Consider the following 17,040-nt stretch of genomic DNA (forward strand, 5'->3'; position numbering starts at 1 on the left):
TCCTTTCGTAGTATTTTGAGATTTAAACCGTCATTTTATGGCGCTTTTTCTTGAGAAAACCCTTTGCCAGTAGTGGAAAAGGGGTGTAACTTTCTATCAATGTTTACTTTTTAAACGTAACCTACAAATAGGGGGTTCCTATGAATAAGAATGATCTCGTTTCTGCAGTTGCTGATGCTGCTGGTCTGACAAAGGCCGATGCTGGTCGCGCTGTTGATGGTGTTTTTGACAGCATTGCAGGTGCGTTGAAGTCAGGTGGCGATGTGCGTATTGTTGGTTTTGGTACATTTTCTGTTGCAAGCCGCGCAGCAACAACTGGCCGCAATCCAAGAACTGGTGAAACGATCCAGATCAAGGCATCAAAGCAGCCTAAATTTAAAGCTGGCGCTCCTTTAAAAGATGCAGTGAATAGCTAATTTTAGTCTATCTTTTTTAACGCCGGCTCGATATAAGGGTCGGCGTTAACTATTGTCGCTTAGGTGAACAGTAACGCCGGAATGAATAGGGTGGTTAGCTCAGCTGGGAGAGCAACTCGTTTACACCGAGTAGGTCGGGGGTTCGAACCCCTCACCACCCACCATTCCCGCATATTTCCCCAAAATATATATCATCTGCAAAAGGCGGTGCTTGTTGCTGGGCGCTGTTGATACTGTCTGCTGTCCGCTGGTTTGACGCAATAGCAAAGTTGGATCAATTTTTTTAAATTCTTGCCTGATGAAACGCATTTTTAGGGTTGTCCGATGGAAAAACCATGCTACAAACGCCCAATAACAAGCCCTTGTTTTAAGGGGGTGTAGCTCAGTTGGTTAGAGCGCCGGCCTGTCACGCCGGAGGCCGCGGGTTCGAGTCCCGTCACTCCCGCCATTTCTTGTCAAAACATCATTTATCGCGGTGAACGGCAAAATCTGCCTTTCAGTTTCGTTTGTTTAGGCGTCAACAAGACCACCCTGATCTTTGCAGCCAAATAACGGGCTTTGTCCAAAGATGTATTTGCGGCTTGCGAATCCCATCTGACGGTTAGCTAAACTTTTTTTCTACTGCTGATCGTGTCAGCCTCGACCAATCCATTGGCAATTTGGTCGATCTGCTGCAAACTGCCTATCGCTGGTTTGGGCAAAACCGATAAGTGTAGAGTCGGTTGCTGGGGAATAGGAACAAAGCAGGTAACATGGCAAAGCTGGTTTTACTTGGCACTAAGGGCGGCCCGTCACTTCGCGGCGAAGGTGCGTCTTTTTTGCCAACTTCGTCGCATTTGGCAATTGCCGGCCGGTCGATCATCATTGATTGCGGCCTTGGCGTTACCGCCAGCATGGTCAAAGCAGGCTATTCATTGACCGGCCTGACCGATATTTTCATTACCCATTGCCATTCGGATCATATTCTTGAATTTGGCGCGTTGCTGCATACCGCATGGACAGCTGGTCTTGATCGGCCCGTGTCGGTGTTTGGCCCGCCTGAAATTGCCGCCATCTGGCGCCAATTTTGCGAGATGATGCGGTTTGATATCACCATCCGAATGGCCGATGAAGGCCGCGTGCCATTTGCCGCAATGGCGCAGATCAACATCATTGATGCGAAAACGTCCGATCCAATTCGGCTTGTCGATGAAGATGGCCTGACCGTATCGGCGATGCGTAATGATCACCCGCCGATTGTTGATTCCTATGCTTTGCGTTTTGATGCAGATGAAAAATCAATAACATTTTCCGGCGACACACGTTATTTGCCGTCTTTGGCCGGCTTTGCTAAAAATAGTGATGTTCTGGTGCATGAGGCGATGCTGGCAAAGGGGCTTAGTCATGTGCTGGCAAAAACCAAAACTAGTGATGACCGGCTTAAAAACCATTTTCTTGCAGCGCATAGCTTTGCTGAACAGGTAGGGCAGATTGCTGCTTCGGCCAATGTTGGGCATCTGGTGTTAAATCACCTGATTCCCCCTGAACGCGATATTTGCAGTGATGCCGATTGGCAGGCAGAAACCGGCCGCAGCTTTGACGGACGCTGTTCGGTTGGGCATGACGGTATGGTCATCGAATTCTGACATTCTTGATCAGGTTTTTTGGGTGATCACAAAACTGACGTCACCCGAAACATATTTTGTTGATTGTGCATGGGTTGGGCCAATCATGGCTTCGGCACGGCGGATAAAGGCTGCACGATCTGCATAAAATATCTGGCTTTCGATCTTGGCCTTTGGCGCACATAAAAGATTAAGCACCAGCCCATAACGCGCCCGTGCCATACAACGGTCAAGACAGGCAAAGATATAATCCATCCATAGGTCAGGATCATCACTATGGGTTAGGTTGAATGTGCCGGAAAACAGACAAAAATCCACCAGTTTTGGCGGCGTATTGCCGATTGTGAAAAGCGCATTTTCGGCAGGAAATGTCTGGTGGCAGGCGGCGATCATTGCCCGATTGATATCAACCCCATGATAGATCGTTTGGGCATAGGCTGGTGTCTTGTTGATAAATGCCAGCATGGCACCATAGCCGCAGCCAATATCGGCAATTGTGACTGGCTTTTGTGGTGCTATTTGATGCACAAGCGATAGCAAAGCATCAAAACGCGCAATCTGGCTTGTTTGTGAACGCCAGAAAACGCCTTGGGCGGTGTTGCCGCGATTGGCAAGCCGGTTGCGATAGGTTCGGTTGAGCTGGCGTTCATGGTTGGCATAGATGAAACGGCGAAGCAAAACTGCCTCCAAAAGGTGCGGCGTGGATTGTGACGGTGCCCAAAATCATTTTATCAAGCCCACCAATGATTTTGGTCATTTATTCATTTAGAACAGGCACTGACTCAAGACAGTCAGCCATTGAATTTGCGCGTTTCGATCAGGCGTGGCAAGCGCTGTTGTGAGTTGGGCTGTTTCTAGGGCTATTTCTGGGTTTATGCCTGTTTAGACATCATCAAAACCGCGCTTGGCAGGGCTGTTATGGGGCGGTAAGCTTGGCTTCGATCAAACAGGAGGCGGATTGTGAAACTTTATGGGCTGAAAAATTGTGATAGTTGCAAAAAGGCGCTAAAGGCGTTGCAATCTGCTGGACAATCAGTTGAATTTATTGATCTTCGGGCAGTGCCAGTTGCGGCTGAGCAATTGCAAAAATGGCTTGATGAACATGGTGATGCGGTTCTGGTAAACCGTAAATCAACAACATGGCGCGGACTTGATGATCAGGCGCGCCAACAGCCTGTTCTGGCGTTGCTTGGGGCGAACCCAACTTTGATCAAACGGCCGGTCATTGAAAGAGGTGACAATAGTTTTGTTGGCTGGACAGCCGAAGTGCAAACGGCGCTTGGGCTTGCCTGATTGGGGGGCGCATTTGTTTGGGTTGGTTTTGCCAAAACAAATGATTATAACTCTGCAGGTAAATAATGCGGTTGGCCGCATTTCCTTTGATGCATGAAGGTGTTTTGATCATGGCAAAAAAACGGATGGTGATGGAGCTTGGCATGGGCAGCTCGCTTCGCCAGCAAGATTATACGCGGGCGGCATGCCGCGCGGTTGAAGACGCGCTCTGGCATAATTCTTTATCAATTGCTGATGCCTTTGGCCTTGATCGTTCGGCAATGATCATCGAAGTGGAAATTGGCGTCCAGCAGCCAGAAAAGGTGGATACGGACAAGGTTGCCGCAATCTTGCCTTATGGGCAGGGGTCGGTTCGCGCGGTTCATGGCGGTCTTGACGTGCCAAAACCTGATGGCGGCGTTACCGTTATCGCCAATGCGGCGGTGGTGGTTTATCTCAATCTTGAGCCTGCAGGAGCCGCATGATGAAACGTATCATTCTTGAAATGGGTACCGGCAATGATCTTTATGGTGAAGATTATACAAAGGCGGCGTGCCGGGCTGTTGATGACGCGCTTCACCATAGTTCTTTGATTCTGTTCCGGTCACTTGGGTTTGATCATGCCGATATGGATGTGCGTGTGACCATCGCCGTGCAGGATCCAGAAAAGGTTGACCAAGCCATTGTTGCCGCCAAGCTTCCGCGCGGAAATGCGACAGTCCAAGTCGTCAAGGGCGGCCTAGATGTTGTTGATAATGTTCATAATACCAAATCTGTAATCGCCACCGCTGCGGTCGAGGCCTATCTTGATATCGATCCCAAGGACTGGGTGTCGGCCTAGCGTTTCGAGCCTGCCCGTAAGGAGGCGATATGGCGCCGTTTGACATGCTGCTTTATGCTGGCGTGGTGTTTGGCTGGTCAACAAGCTGGCTGCCGTTAAAATGGCAGCTTGGGGTTGTCGCGCCTGAAATCTCTTTATTCTGGCGGTTTTTGATGGCAGCACCGATGATGGCGCTTTTGGCGAGCATGTCTGGCCAGTCACTGCGGTTTGATTGGCGGGTTCATTGGCGGTTTGCCGCGCTTGGCCTGTTTATTTTCTCAGGTAATTTCACGCTATTTTATCACGCTGCCAACGGGGTGGCGTCAGGGCTTTTGGCGGTGGTTTTTTCAACCGCTTCATTGGTTAATGTTCTTATGGGGGCAGCGCTTGGACGTCAGCGTCCGCCAATACGGCATCTGCTTGCCGCCTTTGTTGGGATCAGCGGGGTTGCGCTGTTATATTGGCCTGAATTAAAGCTATCCGAAACAGCATTGCCAAGCCTGATACTTTGCCTTGTTGGCACATTGTTTTTTTGCAGTGGCAATATGGTTTCGGCCGCCAGCCAGCGTCGCGGCATTCCGGTTTTTGCGTCGACGGCTTGGGGCATGACCTATGGGGCCTGCTATCTTGGGCTGGTGTCATATGTCATGGGCTATGAATTTATGATCGAACGAACCCCGCTTTATGTTGGCTCGCTGATGTGGTTGACGATTATTTCGTCAGTTCTGACATTTAGTTGTTATTTGATGCTGATTGGCAAGATTGGTGCCAGCCGCGCAGGCTATGCGACTGTGGTATTTCCGGTGTTTGCCCTGCTGATTTCAACCGGATTTGAAAATTACCATTGGACCTTGCTTGGTATTGCCGGATTAGGGCTTGTTGTGGCTGGCAATATCATCATGATCCGCGCCCGCTAGATGAGTGATTTTCTAGGCAAGTAACATCGTCGCTAGGCTGGTCACCGCGCCGATGGTCAAAATGGTGCGAAGCTGCATATACCAAGCGGGAATAAGCCCGCGAGTGGCGGCTTGGCGATCCACCGACCAGGTCAGGGCAAATAACGGCATCAAGGCAAGAAGCCGCAGATTAGCATCAAAAATCAACAGGCTGGCAAACCCCATAAGTGCCGGTGTGATCGACCAGACATACCAATAGGGGCTGCGATCGTCCTGCATGGCCAATCCCCAGTGAACCGCGCCAAGAAAGCTGAGGATAATTGCACCATAGGTGGTGCCGCCAATGAATCCATAAAGCACCAGCGCGTCAACGCCGCTATGTGTGCCAAGCGCGGCGAGCCCAAAGGGAATAAGACCGCCCCAACCAAGCAGGGAAGGCATGTCCGGAATTTGGCTGTGCGGGGCTTGTTGGTTCATCACTCGATCCTTTTTGGCGATCAGATAAAAGTTAGTCTTTCGGCGTGGCCTGCCAGTGTGGTTAAAAGTAATCTAGGCAATCTTCAATGTAAGATGCAACTATCCATCACAAGGCCTGCGTCCGGCCAAGCTTCTTAGTTCCCAGAATTTTGGCTTTTATCCGATATTTTTCCGCTTTGTAGCTTGCAATTAGGGCGTCGCTGAATTATTCCAATTGAGGTATGTTTCCGACCTGCTGTTCAGGAGCCCCCATTGGATTTGTTTCTCGGTGAATATCTGCCAATTGCGGTCTTTTTTGCCATTGCGATTGGGCTGTCTATTGCCTTTGTGCTGACCGCATTTGTGTTTGGCAATCAGCGACCTGATAGCGAAAAAATGACCGCCTATGAATGTGGATTTGACGCGTTTGATGACTCGCGCCGTCAATTTGACGTTCGGTTTTACCTTGTCGCCATTCTGTTTATTATTTTTGACCTTGAGGTGGCATTTCTATTCCCTTGGGCAGTTGCGCTTGGTGGCATCGGGTTGTTCGGTTTCTGGTCAATGATGCTGTTTCTTGCCGTTTTGACCATCGGCTTTATCTATGAATGGAAAAAGGGAGCGCTGGAATGGGAGTGATGGATCCATCATTGGCACCGCCAATACCACCGGGCGCCGATCAGGACGCTATTTTGCGCGCTGTTGGTGACGAAATCACCAATCGCGGTTTTGTCATCGCCAAGGCTGATAAATTGTTCAATTGGGCGCGATCAGGCTCGCTATGGCCAATGACCTTTGGTTTGGCTTGTTGCGCTGTTGAAATGATGCATTCAGCCGCCAGCCGGTATGACATGGATCGTTACGGCATGCTGTTCCGGCCGAGCCCGCGCCAGTCAGATGTGATGATTGTTGCTGGTACCCTGACCAATAAGATGGCACCTGCTTTGCGCCGTGTTTATGACCAGATGCCAGAGCCGCGTTGGGTTCTGTCGATGGGGTCATGTGCCAATGGTGGCGGCTATTATCATTATTCCTATGCTGTTGTTCGCGGTTGTGATCGTATTGTTCCTGTTGATGTTTATGTGCCGGGTTGTCCACCAACGGCCGAAGCGTTGATTTATGGTCTTTTGCAGTTGCAGAAGAAAATCCGTCGTACCGCGACGATTGCCCGCAGCTAGACCAACAACCCGCCGTTTCCTTATGTAAGCTAGCCTTGAGAGGGCGCTGCAATGAATGAAAATGACCTGATTGACGAAGCTGGCAGCACCAGCGAGTCGCCTTTGCAGATAATGGCCGATCATTTGCGCGAAATCGGGCAGGGGATTGTACTGTCATCGGGTATTGTCCAAGGTGAAATTGAATTGCAGGTGGATGCTGGCAATGTGGCGCAATTATTGTTGTTGGTGCGCGATGACCGGCAGGCCGCCTTTACCCAGCTTATTGATTTGACAGCGGTTGACTATCCCGAGCGCAAAGACCGGTTTGATGTTGTTTATCAAATGCTGTCGATGAGCAATAACATGCGGCTTCGCATTGTTGCGACGGTGAGTGAAGGCCAGACCGTTCCGTCAGTAACCGGCGTGTTCATGGCGGCTAATTGGGCTGAACGCGAAGTTTGGGACATGTTTGGCATTTTCTTTTCCGGCCATCCTGATCTGCGTCGCCTTTTGACCGATTATGGTTTTGAGGGGCATCCGCTTCGCAAGGATTTCCCGCTGACCGGCCATGTCGAGGTTCGTTATGATGATACGCAGCGCCGCGTCATTAACGAGCCGGTGCATCTGGTTCAAGAATTCCGCGATTTTGATTTCCTTAGCCCGTGGGAAGGGATGCATAACGAGCTTGGTGGCAATGCTGCCAAAGCTGACCCCGACAAAACGGCAAAATAGGGCGTAAAGAGACAAACATGGCAGAGATGCAAATCAAACCGATTACGATGAATTTTGGCCCGCAGCATCCGGCAGCGCATGGTGTTTTGCGGCTTGTGCTGGAAATGGATGGCGAAGTGATCGAGCGCGCCGATCCGCATATCGGTCTTTTGCATCGCGGTACGGAAAAGCTGATCGAGCACAAAACTTATCTTCAGGCTTTGCCCTATTTTGATCGTCTGGATTATGTGTCGCCAATGAATCAGGAACATGCCTGGGCGTTGGCGGTTGAAAAGGCGCTTGGCATCAAGGTGCCAAAGCGGGCGCAATATATCCGTGTTCTTTATTGCGAAATTGGCCGGATTTTGAATCATCTTTTGAATCTGACCACCTTTGCCATTGATGTTGGGGCGATGACGCCGCTTTTGTGGGGCTTTGAAGAACGCGAACATTTGATGGGGTTTTACGAGCGCGCATGCGGGGCGCGGCTTCACGCTGCCTATTTCCGCCCTGGCGGTGTGCATCAAGATTTGCCCGATGATTTGCTTCGCGACATCAATAACTGGACCAAAACATTTCCGGCCTTCATTCAGGATATGGAAACCCTGCTCAGCGAAAACCGCATCTTTAAACAGCGTACGGTTGATATTGGCGTAATCAGTGAAGAAGACGCCTTGTCGCTTGGCATGACCGGCCCTTGTCTTCGCGGATCGGGCGTGGCGTGGGATTTGCGTAAAAATCAGCCTTATGATGCCTATGATGAAATGGATTTCGACATTCCCATCGGCAAAACCGGTGATTGCTATGCGCGTTATTTGATTCGTGTCGAGGAAATGCGCCAGTCACTGCGTATCATCGAGCAGGCGATTGCCAATATGCCAGGCGGGCCGGTAATGGCACCCGATCATAAGGTGACGCCGCCACAACGTGGTGAGATGAAACAATCGATGGAAGCCTTGATTCATCATTTCAAGCTTTACACCGAAGGGTTCCATGTTCCTGAGGGCGAAAGCTATACCGCTGTTGAAGCGCCAAAGGGTGAATTTGGCGTGTTTTTGGTGTCGGATGGCACAAATAAGCCCTATCGGTGCAAAATCCGCGCGCCGGGGTTTTATTTCATGGCAGCGGTAGATCATTTGTCGCGCGGTCATATGCTGGCCGATTCAGTGGCGATTATTGGATCGCTTGATATTGTTTTTGGTGAGATTGACCGATGAGTATTGAAGACCGCATTGCCAGTGATCAGCCTGACAGCTTTGCCTTTTCCAAGGAAAATGAAGCTGAAATCAAGCGGATTATTGCAAAATATCCAAAAGGTCGTCAGGCCAGTGCGGTGATGCCGCTTCTTGATCTGGCGCAACGCCAGCATGAAAATTGGATTCCAATGAAGGCGATTGAACTGATCGCGACCAAGCTGGATATGGCAGAGATTCGCGTTCTTGAAGTGGCAACTTTCTACACCATGTTCAATCTAAAGCCGGTTGGAAAATTTTTCCTGCAGGCCTGCACAACAACGCCTTGTTGGTTGCGCGGATCAGATGAAATGATGCGAGCCATCAAAGACCGTTATCAAATTTCATCAGGGCAAACCTCGGCTTGTGGGCGGTTCTCGCTTCTTGAGGTTGAATGTCTTGGGGCGTGCGTGAACGCGCCAATCCTGCAAGTGAATGACGATTTTTACGAAGATCTTGACTATCAATCCACTGGCGCACTTTTCGACTCGCTTGAGGCGGATGCGCCATTGGCGGTTGGATCGGTTCTTGGCCGATCTGGATCCGAGCCGACAACCGGTGCAACAACGCTAGCAGCCGGAAAACCGGGCAAGGCGGCAACTGGCGCAACCAAAAAGCGGAGTCAGGCCAATGCTTAATGATTCAGACCGTATTTTTACCAATATCTATGGCTGGGGTGACGCTGGTTTAAAGGGTGCAAAGGCACGCGGGGACTGGGATAAAACCGCCACGCTGTTGGCGCTTGGCCATGATGAGATTGTTGAGCGAATGAAGGCATCGGGCCTCCGGGGGCGCGGCGGCGCGGGATTTCCAACCGGACTGAAATGGTCATTCATGCCAAAAGAGGTGAAAGACCGTCCGCATTATCTGGTGGTGAATGCTGATGAGTCTGAGCCAGGCACATGCAAGGATCGTGATATCATCCGTCACGAGCCGCATAAATTGCTTGAGGGGTGTGTTGTCGCCGGTTTTGCGATGCGGGCACATGCGGCCTATATCTATATCCGCGGCGAATTTGTGAATGAGGCTCGCCGCCTTCAAGCCGCGATTGACGAGGCTTATGACGCTGGCCTGCTTGGCAAAGATGCGGCAAAATCAGGCTGGGCATTTGATATTTATCTGCATCGCGGTGCAGGGGCTTACATCTGCGGCGAAGAAACCGCGCTATTGGAGTCATTGGAAGGCCGGAAAGGCCAACCACGTCTAAAACCGCCATTCCCAGCCGGTGTTGGTCTTTATGGCTGTCCGACAACGGTGAATAATGTTGAGTCGATTGCTGTTGCCCCAACTATTTTGCGTCGTGGTGCCGATTGGTTTGCCGGTCTTGGCAAAGAAAATAACACAGGCACAAAATTATTCTGCATTTCGGGTCATGTGAATAACCCGTGTAATGTCGAAGAAGAAATGGGCATTCCGCTTCGTGAATTGCTGGAAAAGCATGCTGGCGGGGTTCGCGGTGGCTGGGATAATCTGCTTGCGGTCATTCCGGGTGGATCATCAACACCATTGATGCCAAAAGATGTATGCGCCGATATCACCATGGATTTTGACGCGCTTCGCAACGCCGGAACAGGGCTTGGCACTGCTGGCATCATCGTGATGGATAAAAGCACCGATGTGGTTAAGGCGATTTCGCGGCTATCTTATTTTTACAAGCATGAATCTTGCGGCCAATGCACACCATGCCGTGAAGGCACTGGCTGGATGTGGCGGATGATGGAACGACTTGTTCGCGGTGAGGCGGAAAGCCATGAAATTGACACGCTTGAACAGGTAACGCGCCAAATCGAAGGTCATACAATTTGTGCGCTTGGTGATGCTGCGGCATGGCCAATTCAGGGGCTTATCAAACATTTCCGGCCCGAAATCGAACGACGGATTGCAGCGCGCCATGCGGTTGATGCTGTGAATGCGGCAGAATAGGAAGCGGACAGCACCATGCCAAAACTGACGGTAAATGATGTTGAAGTGGAAGTTGAAGACGGGTCAACCGTGCTTCATGCGTGCGAGTCGGCCGGTGTTGAAATCCCGCGCTTTTGCTATCACGACCGTTTGTCGATCGCCGGCAATTGCCGGATGTGTCTTGTCGATATGGAACGCGCACCAAAGCCGATTGCGTCCTGCGCCATGCCTGCCGGTGACGGCATGGTTATCCGCACCGATACCGATCGGGTGAAAAAGGCGCGTGAAGGGGTGATGGAGTTTCTTTTGATCAATCACCCGCTGGATTGCCCGATCTGTGATCAGGGTGGCGAATGTGATTTGCAGGATCAGGCAATGGGCTATGGCCTTGATGGATCACGCTTTTCTGAGAATAAACGCGCTGTTGATAATAAACATATGGGGCCATTGATCAGCACAGTGATGACCCGCTGTATCCATTGCACACGCTGTGTCCGTTTTGCGACCGAGGTTGCTGGTGTGCCCGAACTTGGCGCGATTGGCCGCGGCGAGTCGATGGAAATCACCACCTATCTTGAAAAGACACTGGCATCTGAATTATCGGCCAATGTCATTGATCTTTGTCCGGTTGGCGCTTTGACATCACGCCCTTATGCCTTTGCGGCGCGGCCGTGGGAATTGAACAAGGTCGAAACCATTGATGTGATGGATGCGCTTGGCAGCAATATCCGGGTTGATGCGCGCGGCGCGCAGGTCATGCGGGTATTGCCGCGGCTGAACGAAGATATCAATGAAGAATGGATTTCCGATAAAACCCGCTATGCCATTGATGGTCTTCGTCGGCAACGTCTCGACAAGCCCTATGCGCGTGGCCGTGATGGCAGGTTGCATCCGGTAAGCTGGGATGAGGCATTGAAAAGCATTGCAACCGCGCTTCGCAAGGCCAAACCAAATGCGATTGGTGCGATTGCCGGTAATCAGGCCGATGCTGAATCACTTTATGCGCTGAAAAGCCTGATGACACGCCTTGGCAGTCCAAATCTTGATTGCCGTCAAGATGGTGCCAAAATTGGCGGGAACCGCGCTGGCTATTTGTTCAATTCGACAATCGCTGGCATTGATGATGCTGACGTTCTGTTGATTATTGGCAGCAATCCCCGCATTGAAGCGGCCGTTCTGAATGCGCGTATCCGCCGCAACTGGCTGTCTAGCCGGATGCCGGTCGCGGTTGTTGGGCCAAAGGTCGATTTGACTTATGATGCTGATTTTCTTGGTCAAGATCCGGCAATTCTGGATGCGCTTGTCGATGGAAGCCATAAATTTGCCGCCAAATTGAAAAAAGCCAAACGGCCAATGATTATCATTGGCATGGGGGCTTTGGCGCGGGCTGATGGCGCGGCAATGCTTGGCAAGGCACGTCAAATTGCCGAAAGCTATGGTGTTGTCACAAAGGAATGGAACGGCTTTAACATTTTGCATAACGCCGCAGCACGTGTTGGCGGTCTTGATCTTGGCTTTGTACCGGCGCGTGGCGGCATGGATATTGCGGCGATGGGCAAGGCGGCCAAGGCTGGCAAGCTTGATCTTTTATGGTTGCTTGGCGCCGATGAGATTGATTTTGAGCCATTTACGTCTAGTTTTGTTGTGTATCAGGGGCATCATGGTGATGCTGGTGCCCATCATGCCGATCTGGTGCTTCCGGGAGCGGCCTATACCGAAAAAGACGGTATTTATGTCAATACCGAAGGCCGTGTTCAATATGCAACCCGCGCCGCGTTCCCGCCGGGTGACGCGCGTGAAGATTGGACCATCATCCGTGCTGTTTCGGGCGCTGTTGGAAAGTCAATCGGATTTGATACGCTTGCCGAATTGCGCGAAGCCTTATGCGCCGATCATCCGCATTTTGCCGATGCTGATGAAATTGCGCCGGCGAAATGGGCTTCATTTGGCGGACGGGCGAAATTGTCAGCCGAGCCGGTTGGACAGGCATTTGATAATTTCTACATGACCTGCGCGATTAGCCGTGCGTCAGAAACAATGGCGGAATGTGTCCGCGCCAGCAGCGGTGATCACGGTGCCGCGGTTGCAGCGGAGTGACGGCCATGATTGAATTTTTGACACAGGACTGGATTTTGGAACTTGGTTGGATTGTTGCCAAGATCATGGTTGTTATTGGGCCATTATTGATTGCTGTTTCCTATCTTACGCTTGCCGAACGCCGCGTTATTGGCTTTATGCAGCTTCGCAAAGGGCCGAATGTGGTTGGCCCGTTTGGTCTGTTCCAGCCTTTTGCCGATGCGCTAAAGCTGATGGCAAAAGAAACCATCATGCCTGCTGGTGCCAATAAAGTGGTCTTTATGATCGCGCCGATGTTGACCTTTATTCTATCTTTGGTCGCATGGGCGGTGATTCCTTTTGGCGAAGATCTGGTGATTGCGGATATTAATGTTGGTATTTTATACCTGTTTGCCATTTCATCGCTTGGCGTTTACGGCGTGATCATGGCGGGATGGGCCAGTAATTCCAAATATGCGTTTTTGGGCGCTTTGCGGTCAGCCGCACAGATGGTGTCGTATGAAGTCTCGATGGGGCTGGTCATCATCAATGTTCTTTTATGCGCCGGATCATTGAATTTGAGCGCGATTGTCGAGGCGCAGCGCGGCATGTGGTTTGCCTTGCCATTATTGCCGATGTTTATTGTGTTCTTTATCTCGACACTTGCCGAAACCAACCGCGCGCCATTTGATTTGCCGGAAGGCGAATCTGAATTGGTCGCAGGTTATTTTGTCGAATATTCATCAATGTCATTTGCGCTGTTCTTCCTTGGTGAATATGCAAATATGATCCTGATGAGCAGCATGACTGTTGTTTTGTTCCTTGGTGGATGGTTGCCACCATTTGATATCTGGCCGCTGAATATTATTCCCGGCCCGCTTTGGTTTATCATCAAGATCATGCTGGTATTGTTTGTGTTCTTGTGGGTGCGGGCAACAACGCCGCGTTACCGCTATGACCAGCTTATGCGTCTTGGATGGAAAATCTTTTTACCATTCTCGCTGACCTATGTTGTGTTGACGGCCGGTTTCCTGTTGGTGACTGATCGTCTGCCATCTGTGGCTTTGGGTTAAGGAGAAATACGAATGTCCGCTTTGGTAAATGCAGTTCGCTCGTTTTTGCTTCTTGAGCTTGGCAAGGGCATGTTCTTGACCTTGAAATATTTCTTCAAGCCGAAGGTCACGATCAATTATCCTTATGAAAAAGGCAGCCTGTCACCGCGTTTCCGTGGTGAGCACGCGTTGCGCCGCTATCCGAATGGCGAGGAACGCTGTATCGCTTGTAAGCTATGCGAAGCGGTTTGTCCGGCGCAGGCCATCACCATCGAAGCCGAACCCCGCGATGATGGCAGCCGGCGTACCACACGTTATGATATCGACATGACCAAATGTATCTATTGCGGCTTTTGTCAGGAAGCCTGTCCGGTCGATGCGATTGTCGAAGGCCCGAATTTTGAATTTGCCACCGAAACCCGCGAAGAGCTGTATTATGACAAAGACAAGCTTTTGGCGAATGGCGACCGTTGGGAAACCGAAATTGCCCGTAACCTTGCTGCAGACGCGAAATGGCGTTAGGCGGAACGACACGGCGCATCGATGACAAAAGAAAGACAGCCATACAATGATTGAAGCTTTGTTCTTTTACCTGTTTGCCGGGGTGATGCTTGCCAGTGGCTTTATGGTGGTGGTGTCGCGTAACCCTGTTTATTCAGTGTTGTTTCTGATCCTTGCCTTTTTCAATGCGGCAGGCATGTTTGTGCTGATTGGCGCCGAATTTTTGGCGATGCTGCTTGTTGTTGTCTATGTCGGTGCGGTGGCGGTTTTATTCCTGTTTGTCGTGATGATGCTGGATATCAATTTTGCTGAAATGCGCGCTGGTTTTCAAAAATATCTTCCCCTTGGTTTGATTGTTGGCGGTATTTTGGTTTTTGAATTGGTTGCAGCAATGTATGGCGATGCCTTTTCAAAGGCCAGCCTGCCAGTCGCCTCAGAAATTCCCAACACCACCCAGCTTGGCGGCGTGCTTTACACAAAATATGCCTTTTTGTTCCAGATTTCAGGCCTGATCCTGCTGGTGGCGATGATTGGCGCAATTTCATTGACCATGCGCAAACGCGTTGGGGTTCGGCGGCAGTCGATTGCCGACCAGAACAGCCGCCGCCGCGAAGATGTGATGGAAATTGTCAAAATGCCATCGGATAAGACCAAAGCCAAAGACGATGCTGCCGCTGGCAGTGTTGATGATAAATAGGGGGTCGGCGCAATGTTGGAATTAACGCTAAATCATTATCTGGCTGTATCAGCCATGCTGTTTGCGCTTGGTATTTTCGGTATTTTTCTAAACCGGAAAAACGTGATCACCATTTTGATGTCAATCGAATTGATGCTGTTGGCGGTCAATATCAATATGGTCGCTTTCTCGGCCTATAGTGGCAACCTCGAAGGCCAGATTTTCTCGCTGTTTATTTTAACTGTTGCCGCGGCCGAAGCGGCGATTGGCCTTGCTATTCTGGTCGTGTTTTTCCGCAACCGTGGTTCCATCGCGGTTGAAGATGTGAATATTTTGAAGGGTTAGGGCAGTTCATGTATTCGCTCATCGTTTTCCTTCCCCTGCTAGGGGCCGTGATTGCAGGTTTGCTAAGCCTTAGCAATCGCGATCGCGCAGCCGAAATCGTCACGGTTTCAGGCCTTTTGCTGTCTTTGCTGTTTTCGATTATCGCTTTTGCGAATGTCGCGATTGGTGGGCAGCCAGAAACAGTCAATTTGGCGCGGTGGATTTCATCCGGCAGCTTTGTTGCCAATTGGAGCCTGCGGTTTGACACGCTGACCGCGGTCATGCTGATCGTTGTGACCGGCGTTTCCTCAATGGTGCATATTTATTCGATTGGCTATATGTCGCATGATAATGCGCGGGCACGCTTTATGGCGTATCTCAGCCTATTCACCTTTGCCATGCTGATGCTGGTAACGGCTGATAATCTTGTCCAGATGTTCTTTGGCTGGGAAGGTGTTGGTGTTGCCTCTTATTTGCTGATCGGTTTTTGGTATAAAAAGGATTCTGCCCATAGCGCGGCAATGAAAGCCTTTGTTGTGAACCGTGTTGGTGACTTTGGCTTTGCGCTTGGCATTTTGGCAGTTTATGCGCTGTTTGGTTCGGTTCAGTTTGATGTGATTTTTGCGCAATCAAGCGTGATTGCCGCAACCGATATCAATTTCCTTGGCTATCGCCTTCCAGCGCTTGAAGTTGCTGGTATTTTGTTATTCATCGGCGCGATGGGCAAATCAGCCCAGCTTGGCCTTCATACATGGCTTCCTGATGCAATGGAGGGGCCAACACCGGTTTCGGCGCTGATACATGCGGCAACGATGGTGACGGCTGGCGTCTTTATGATCTGCCGTTTGTCGCCAATGCTAGAATATGCGCCATTCGCGCTCGATGTGATTACCGTGATCGGTGCCTTGACCGCTATTTTTGCGGCAACGGTTGGCATGACTCAATTTGATATCAAACGTGTCATTGCCTATTCAACCTGCTCGCAGCTTGGTTATATGTTTTTTGCGGCTGGCGTTTCGGCCTATCCGGCAGCGATGTTCCATCTAACAACACATGCGTTTTTCAAGGCGTTGCTGTTTCTTGGCGCGGGTTCGGTTATTCATGCCCTGTCAGATGAGCAAGATCTTCGCAATATGGGCGGGATCTGGAAAAAAGTGCCGGTTACCTATGCGATGATGTGGATTGGCTCATTGGCGTTGGCTGGCTTTCCGTTCTTTGCCGGTTACTATTCAAAAGACATGATCCTTGAAGCCGCCTATGCCGCGCAAAGCGGGGTTGGCAGCATGGCATTTTGGCTTGGCTGTCTTGCCGCCTTTTTGACGGCCTTCTATAGCTGGCGTTTGCTGATTATGGCGTTTCATGGTGCGCCGCGTGCCAGTGCGCAAGTGATGTCACATGTGCATGAGTCACCAAAAGTAATGACACTGCCATTGCTGGTTTTGGCGATTGGTGCGGTGTTTGCTGGTTGGCTTGGCTATGAATTATTTGTCGGCCATGACATGAAACAATTCTGGGGCGCGTCAATTTTCATTCTGCCAACAAATACGGCAATGGAAGATGCGCATCATGTGCCATCATGGGTTAAGCTTTTGCCAATTGTTCTGGCATCAAGCGGGGTTGCGCTTGCGGTTCTGTTATATGCTTACTGGACTTCGATGCCAGCGCGGATTGCGGCGATCTTCCGTCCGGTCTATTTGCTGTTTTACAATAAATGGTATTTTGACGAGCTATATGACGCGATCTTTGTTAGCCCTGCGGTGCGGTTTGGTGCCTATTTATGGAAGCGCGGTGATCGTGACACGATTGACGGCTTTGGTCCTGACGGCATGTCAGCATTCATTTACCGCCTGTCGGGAATGTGTTCGAGGGTGCAAACCGGCTTTGTGTTCCATTACGCTTTTGCCATGCTGATTGGCGTTGTCGTGCTGGTGAGCTGGTACTATTTACGCTTTAAAGGGGCTTAGGT

General features: G+C 50.6%; 20 protein-coding genes and 2 tRNA genes. 20 read left to right on the forward strand and 2 right to left on the reverse strand.

What is annotated here, in order from left to right:
• Positions 1-140 precede the first annotated feature (140 nt).
• The 4 genes from ABXT40_RS04495 (at position 141) to ABXT40_RS04510 (ending at position 2,041) form a co-directional block, all read left to right on the forward strand.
• Entirely contained in the window at positions 141-416 is a 276-nt protein-coding gene (locus tag ABXT40_RS04495; RefSeq protein ID WP_443646635.1) for an HU family DNA-binding protein, read from the forward strand.
• Between the two features lie 88 nt (positions 417-504).
• Positions 505-580: transfer RNA gene (locus ABXT40_RS04500), tRNA-Val, on the forward strand.
• A gap of 207 nt (positions 581-787) precedes the next feature.
• Positions 788-864, forward strand: a tRNA-Asp gene (locus ABXT40_RS04505).
• A 304-nt stretch (positions 865-1,168) separates the two neighbouring features.
• Positions 1,169-2,041: an MBL fold metallo-hydrolase gene (locus tag ABXT40_RS04510; RefSeq protein ID WP_443646636.1), complete on the forward strand. Its 873-nt coding sequence runs from the start codon at positions 1,169-1,171 to the stop codon at positions 2,039-2,041.
• 9 nt (positions 2,042-2,050) lie between these two features.
• Here ABXT40_RS04510 and ABXT40_RS04515 read toward each other — a convergent pair whose 3' ends face one another.
• Positions 2,051-2,698 (reverse strand): class I SAM-dependent methyltransferase, encoded by a 648-nt coding sequence (locus ABXT40_RS04515; RefSeq protein ID WP_443646637.1) that lies wholly within the window; start codon positions 2,696-2,698, stop codon positions 2,051-2,053.
• Positions 2,699-2,980: 282 nt separating this feature from the next.
• Here ABXT40_RS04515 and ABXT40_RS04520 point away from each other — a divergent pair, with 282 nt between their 5' ends.
• The 4 genes from ABXT40_RS04520 to ABXT40_RS04535 all read left to right on the forward strand — a co-directional run bounded on the left by ABXT40_RS04520 (position 2,981) and on the right by ABXT40_RS04535 (position 5,029).
• The gene (locus tag ABXT40_RS04520; protein WP_443646638.1) at positions 2,981-3,313 is read left to right on the forward strand and encodes an ArsC/Spx/MgsR family protein; all 333 of its coding nucleotides are present in this window, start codon (positions 2,981-2,983) and stop codon (positions 3,311-3,313) included.
• A 110-nt stretch (positions 3,314-3,423) separates the two neighbouring features.
• On the forward strand, positions 3,424-3,777 hold the full coding sequence (locus ABXT40_RS04525; RefSeq protein WP_443646639.1) for a Lin0512 family protein: 354 nt from the start codon (positions 3,424-3,426) through the stop codon (positions 3,775-3,777).
• Entirely contained in the window at positions 3,777-4,133 is a 357-nt protein-coding gene (locus ABXT40_RS04530) for a Lin0512 family protein (protein ID WP_443646640.1), read from the forward strand. Before ABXT40_RS04525 ends, ABXT40_RS04530 begins: the two co-directional genes overlap by 1 nt.
• Before the next feature lie 29 nt (positions 4,134-4,162).
• Positions 4,163-5,029 (forward strand): DMT family transporter, encoded by an 867-nt coding sequence (locus ABXT40_RS04535; RefSeq protein ID WP_443646641.1) that lies wholly within the window; start codon positions 4,163-4,165, stop codon positions 5,027-5,029.
• Positions 5,030-5,041: 12 nt separating this feature from the next.
• On the opposite strand, the gene ABXT40_RS04540 is transcribed toward ABXT40_RS04535, so the two are convergent.
• Positions 5,042-5,485, reverse strand: coding sequence for a DUF3429 domain-containing protein (locus ABXT40_RS04540; protein ID WP_443646642.1), 444 nt, complete (start codon positions 5,483-5,485; stop codon positions 5,042-5,044).
• A gap of 252 nt (positions 5,486-5,737) precedes the next feature.
• On the opposite strand from ABXT40_RS04540, the gene ABXT40_RS04545 reads away from it, so the two are divergent.
• The 12 genes from ABXT40_RS04545 to nuoL are packed head-to-tail and all read left to right on the forward strand — an operon-like array spanning position 5,738 to position 17,038.
• A complete protein-coding gene (locus tag ABXT40_RS04545) occupies positions 5,738-6,103 on the forward strand; it encodes an NADH-quinone oxidoreductase subunit A (RefSeq protein ID WP_443646643.1) in 366 nt (121 codons plus the stop codon).
• The gene (locus ABXT40_RS04550; RefSeq protein ID WP_443646644.1) at positions 6,094-6,642 is read left to right on the forward strand and encodes a NuoB/complex I 20 kDa subunit family protein; all 549 of its coding nucleotides are present in this window, start codon (positions 6,094-6,096) and stop codon (positions 6,640-6,642) included. Before ABXT40_RS04545 ends, ABXT40_RS04550 begins: the two co-directional genes overlap by 10 nt.
• 51 nt (positions 6,643-6,693) lie before the next feature.
• Positions 6,694-7,353 (forward strand): NADH-quinone oxidoreductase subunit C, encoded by a 660-nt coding sequence (locus ABXT40_RS04555; RefSeq protein WP_443646645.1) that lies wholly within the window; start codon positions 6,694-6,696, stop codon positions 7,351-7,353.
• A gap of 17 nt (positions 7,354-7,370) precedes the next feature.
• Positions 7,371-8,549, forward strand: a complete 1,179-nt coding sequence (locus ABXT40_RS04560) for an NADH-quinone oxidoreductase subunit D (protein WP_443646646.1) — start codon at positions 7,371-7,373, stop codon at positions 8,547-8,549.
• Positions 8,546-9,202, forward strand: a complete 657-nt coding sequence (nuoE, locus tag ABXT40_RS04565; protein WP_443646647.1) for an NADH-quinone oxidoreductase subunit NuoE — start codon at positions 8,546-8,548, stop codon at positions 9,200-9,202. The genes ABXT40_RS04560 and nuoE overlap by 4 nt, the downstream gene beginning before the upstream one ends.
• Positions 9,195-10,487: an NADH-quinone oxidoreductase subunit NuoF gene (nuoF, locus tag ABXT40_RS04570; protein WP_443646648.1), complete on the forward strand. Its 1,293-nt coding sequence runs from the start codon at positions 9,195-9,197 to the stop codon at positions 10,485-10,487. The genes nuoE and nuoF overlap by 8 nt, the downstream gene beginning before the upstream one ends.
• Positions 10,488-10,502: 15 nt before the next feature.
• On the forward strand, positions 10,503-12,563 hold the full coding sequence (nuoG, locus tag ABXT40_RS04575) for an NADH-quinone oxidoreductase subunit NuoG (protein WP_443646649.1): 2,061 nt from the start codon (positions 10,503-10,505) through the stop codon (positions 12,561-12,563).
• A 5-nt stretch (positions 12,564-12,568) separates the two neighbouring features.
• Positions 12,569-13,594 (forward strand): NADH-quinone oxidoreductase subunit NuoH, encoded by a 1,026-nt coding sequence (nuoH, locus tag ABXT40_RS04580; protein ID WP_443646650.1) that lies wholly within the window; start codon positions 12,569-12,571, stop codon positions 13,592-13,594.
• Between the two features lie 12 nt (positions 13,595-13,606).
• Complete coding sequence (nuoI, locus tag ABXT40_RS04585) at positions 13,607-14,095, forward strand: NADH-quinone oxidoreductase subunit NuoI (RefSeq protein ID WP_443646651.1); 489 nt, start codon at positions 13,607-13,609, stop codon at positions 14,093-14,095.
• A gap of 46 nt (positions 14,096-14,141) precedes the next feature.
• Positions 14,142-14,771, forward strand: a complete 630-nt coding sequence (locus ABXT40_RS04590) for an NADH-quinone oxidoreductase subunit J (RefSeq protein ID WP_443646652.1) — start codon at positions 14,142-14,144, stop codon at positions 14,769-14,771.
• A gap of 12 nt (positions 14,772-14,783) precedes the next feature.
• Entirely contained in the window at positions 14,784-15,095 is a 312-nt protein-coding gene (gene nuoK / locus ABXT40_RS04595; protein WP_443646653.1) for an NADH-quinone oxidoreductase subunit NuoK, read from the forward strand.
• An 8-nt stretch (positions 15,096-15,103) separates the two neighbouring features.
• Complete coding sequence (gene nuoL / locus ABXT40_RS04600) at positions 15,104-17,038, forward strand: NADH-quinone oxidoreductase subunit L (RefSeq protein ID WP_443646654.1); 1,935 nt, start codon at positions 15,104-15,106, stop codon at positions 17,036-17,038.
• Positions 17,039-17,040: the final 2 nt, after the last annotated feature.

Source organism: Candidatus Ponderosibacter sp. Uisw_141_02 (assembly GCF_048087665.1).
In the GTDB taxonomy this organism is placed as follows: domain Bacteria; phylum Pseudomonadota; class Alphaproteobacteria; order Puniceispirillales; family Puniceispirillaceae; genus UBA3439.

Bases quoted from the DNA above. Each gene is read 5' to 3' on its own strand.
- ABXT40_RS04560 (WP_443646646.1), top strand. From the start codon at position 7,371: ATGGCAGAGATGCAAATCAAACCGATTACGATGAATTTTGGCCCGCAG.
- nuoG (WP_443646649.1), top strand. From the start codon at position 10,503: ATGCCAAAACTGACGGTAAATGATGTTGAAGTGGAAGTTGAAGACGGG.
- ABXT40_RS04510 (WP_443646636.1), top strand. From the start codon at position 1,169: ATGGCAAAGCTGGTTTTACTTGGCACTAAGGGCGGCCCGTCACTTCGC.
- ABXT40_RS04550 (WP_443646644.1), top strand. From the start codon at position 6,094: ATGGGAGTGATGGATCCATCATTGGCACCGCCAATACCACCGGGCGCC.
- ABXT40_RS04530 (WP_443646640.1), top strand. From the start codon at position 3,777: ATGAAACGTATCATTCTTGAAATGGGTACCGGCAATGATCTTTATGGT.
- nuoI (WP_443646651.1), top strand. From the start codon at position 13,607: ATGTCCGCTTTGGTAAATGCAGTTCGCTCGTTTTTGCTTCTTGAGCTT.
- nuoF (WP_443646648.1), top strand. From the start codon at position 9,195: ATGCTTAATGATTCAGACCGTATTTTTACCAATATCTATGGCTGGGGT.
- ABXT40_RS04555 (WP_443646645.1), top strand. From the start codon at position 6,694: ATGAATGAAAATGACCTGATTGACGAAGCTGGCAGCACCAGCGAGTCG.
- ABXT40_RS04535 (WP_443646641.1), top strand. From the start codon at position 4,163: ATGGCGCCGTTTGACATGCTGCTTTATGCTGGCGTGGTGTTTGGCTGG.
- nuoE (WP_443646647.1), top strand. From the start codon at position 8,546: ATGAGTATTGAAGACCGCATTGCCAGTGATCAGCCTGACAGCTTTGCC.
- nuoK (WP_443646653.1), top strand. From the start codon at position 14,784: ATGTTGGAATTAACGCTAAATCATTATCTGGCTGTATCAGCCATGCTG.
- ABXT40_RS04525 (WP_443646639.1), top strand. From the start codon at position 3,424: ATGGCAAAAAAACGGATGGTGATGGAGCTTGGCATGGGCAGCTCGCTT.
- ABXT40_RS04540 (WP_443646642.1), bottom strand. From the start codon at position 5,485: ATGAACCAACAAGCCCCGCACAGCCAAATTCCGGACATGCCTTCCCTG.
- nuoL (WP_443646654.1), top strand. From the start codon at position 15,104: ATGTATTCGCTCATCGTTTTCCTTCCCCTGCTAGGGGCCGTGATTGCA.
- ABXT40_RS04590 (WP_443646652.1), top strand. From the start codon at position 14,142: ATGATTGAAGCTTTGTTCTTTTACCTGTTTGCCGGGGTGATGCTTGCC.
- nuoH (WP_443646650.1), top strand. From the start codon at position 12,569: ATGATTGAATTTTTGACACAGGACTGGATTTTGGAACTTGGTTGGATT.
- ABXT40_RS04495 (WP_443646635.1), top strand. From the start codon at position 141: ATGAATAAGAATGATCTCGTTTCTGCAGTTGCTGATGCTGCTGGTCTG.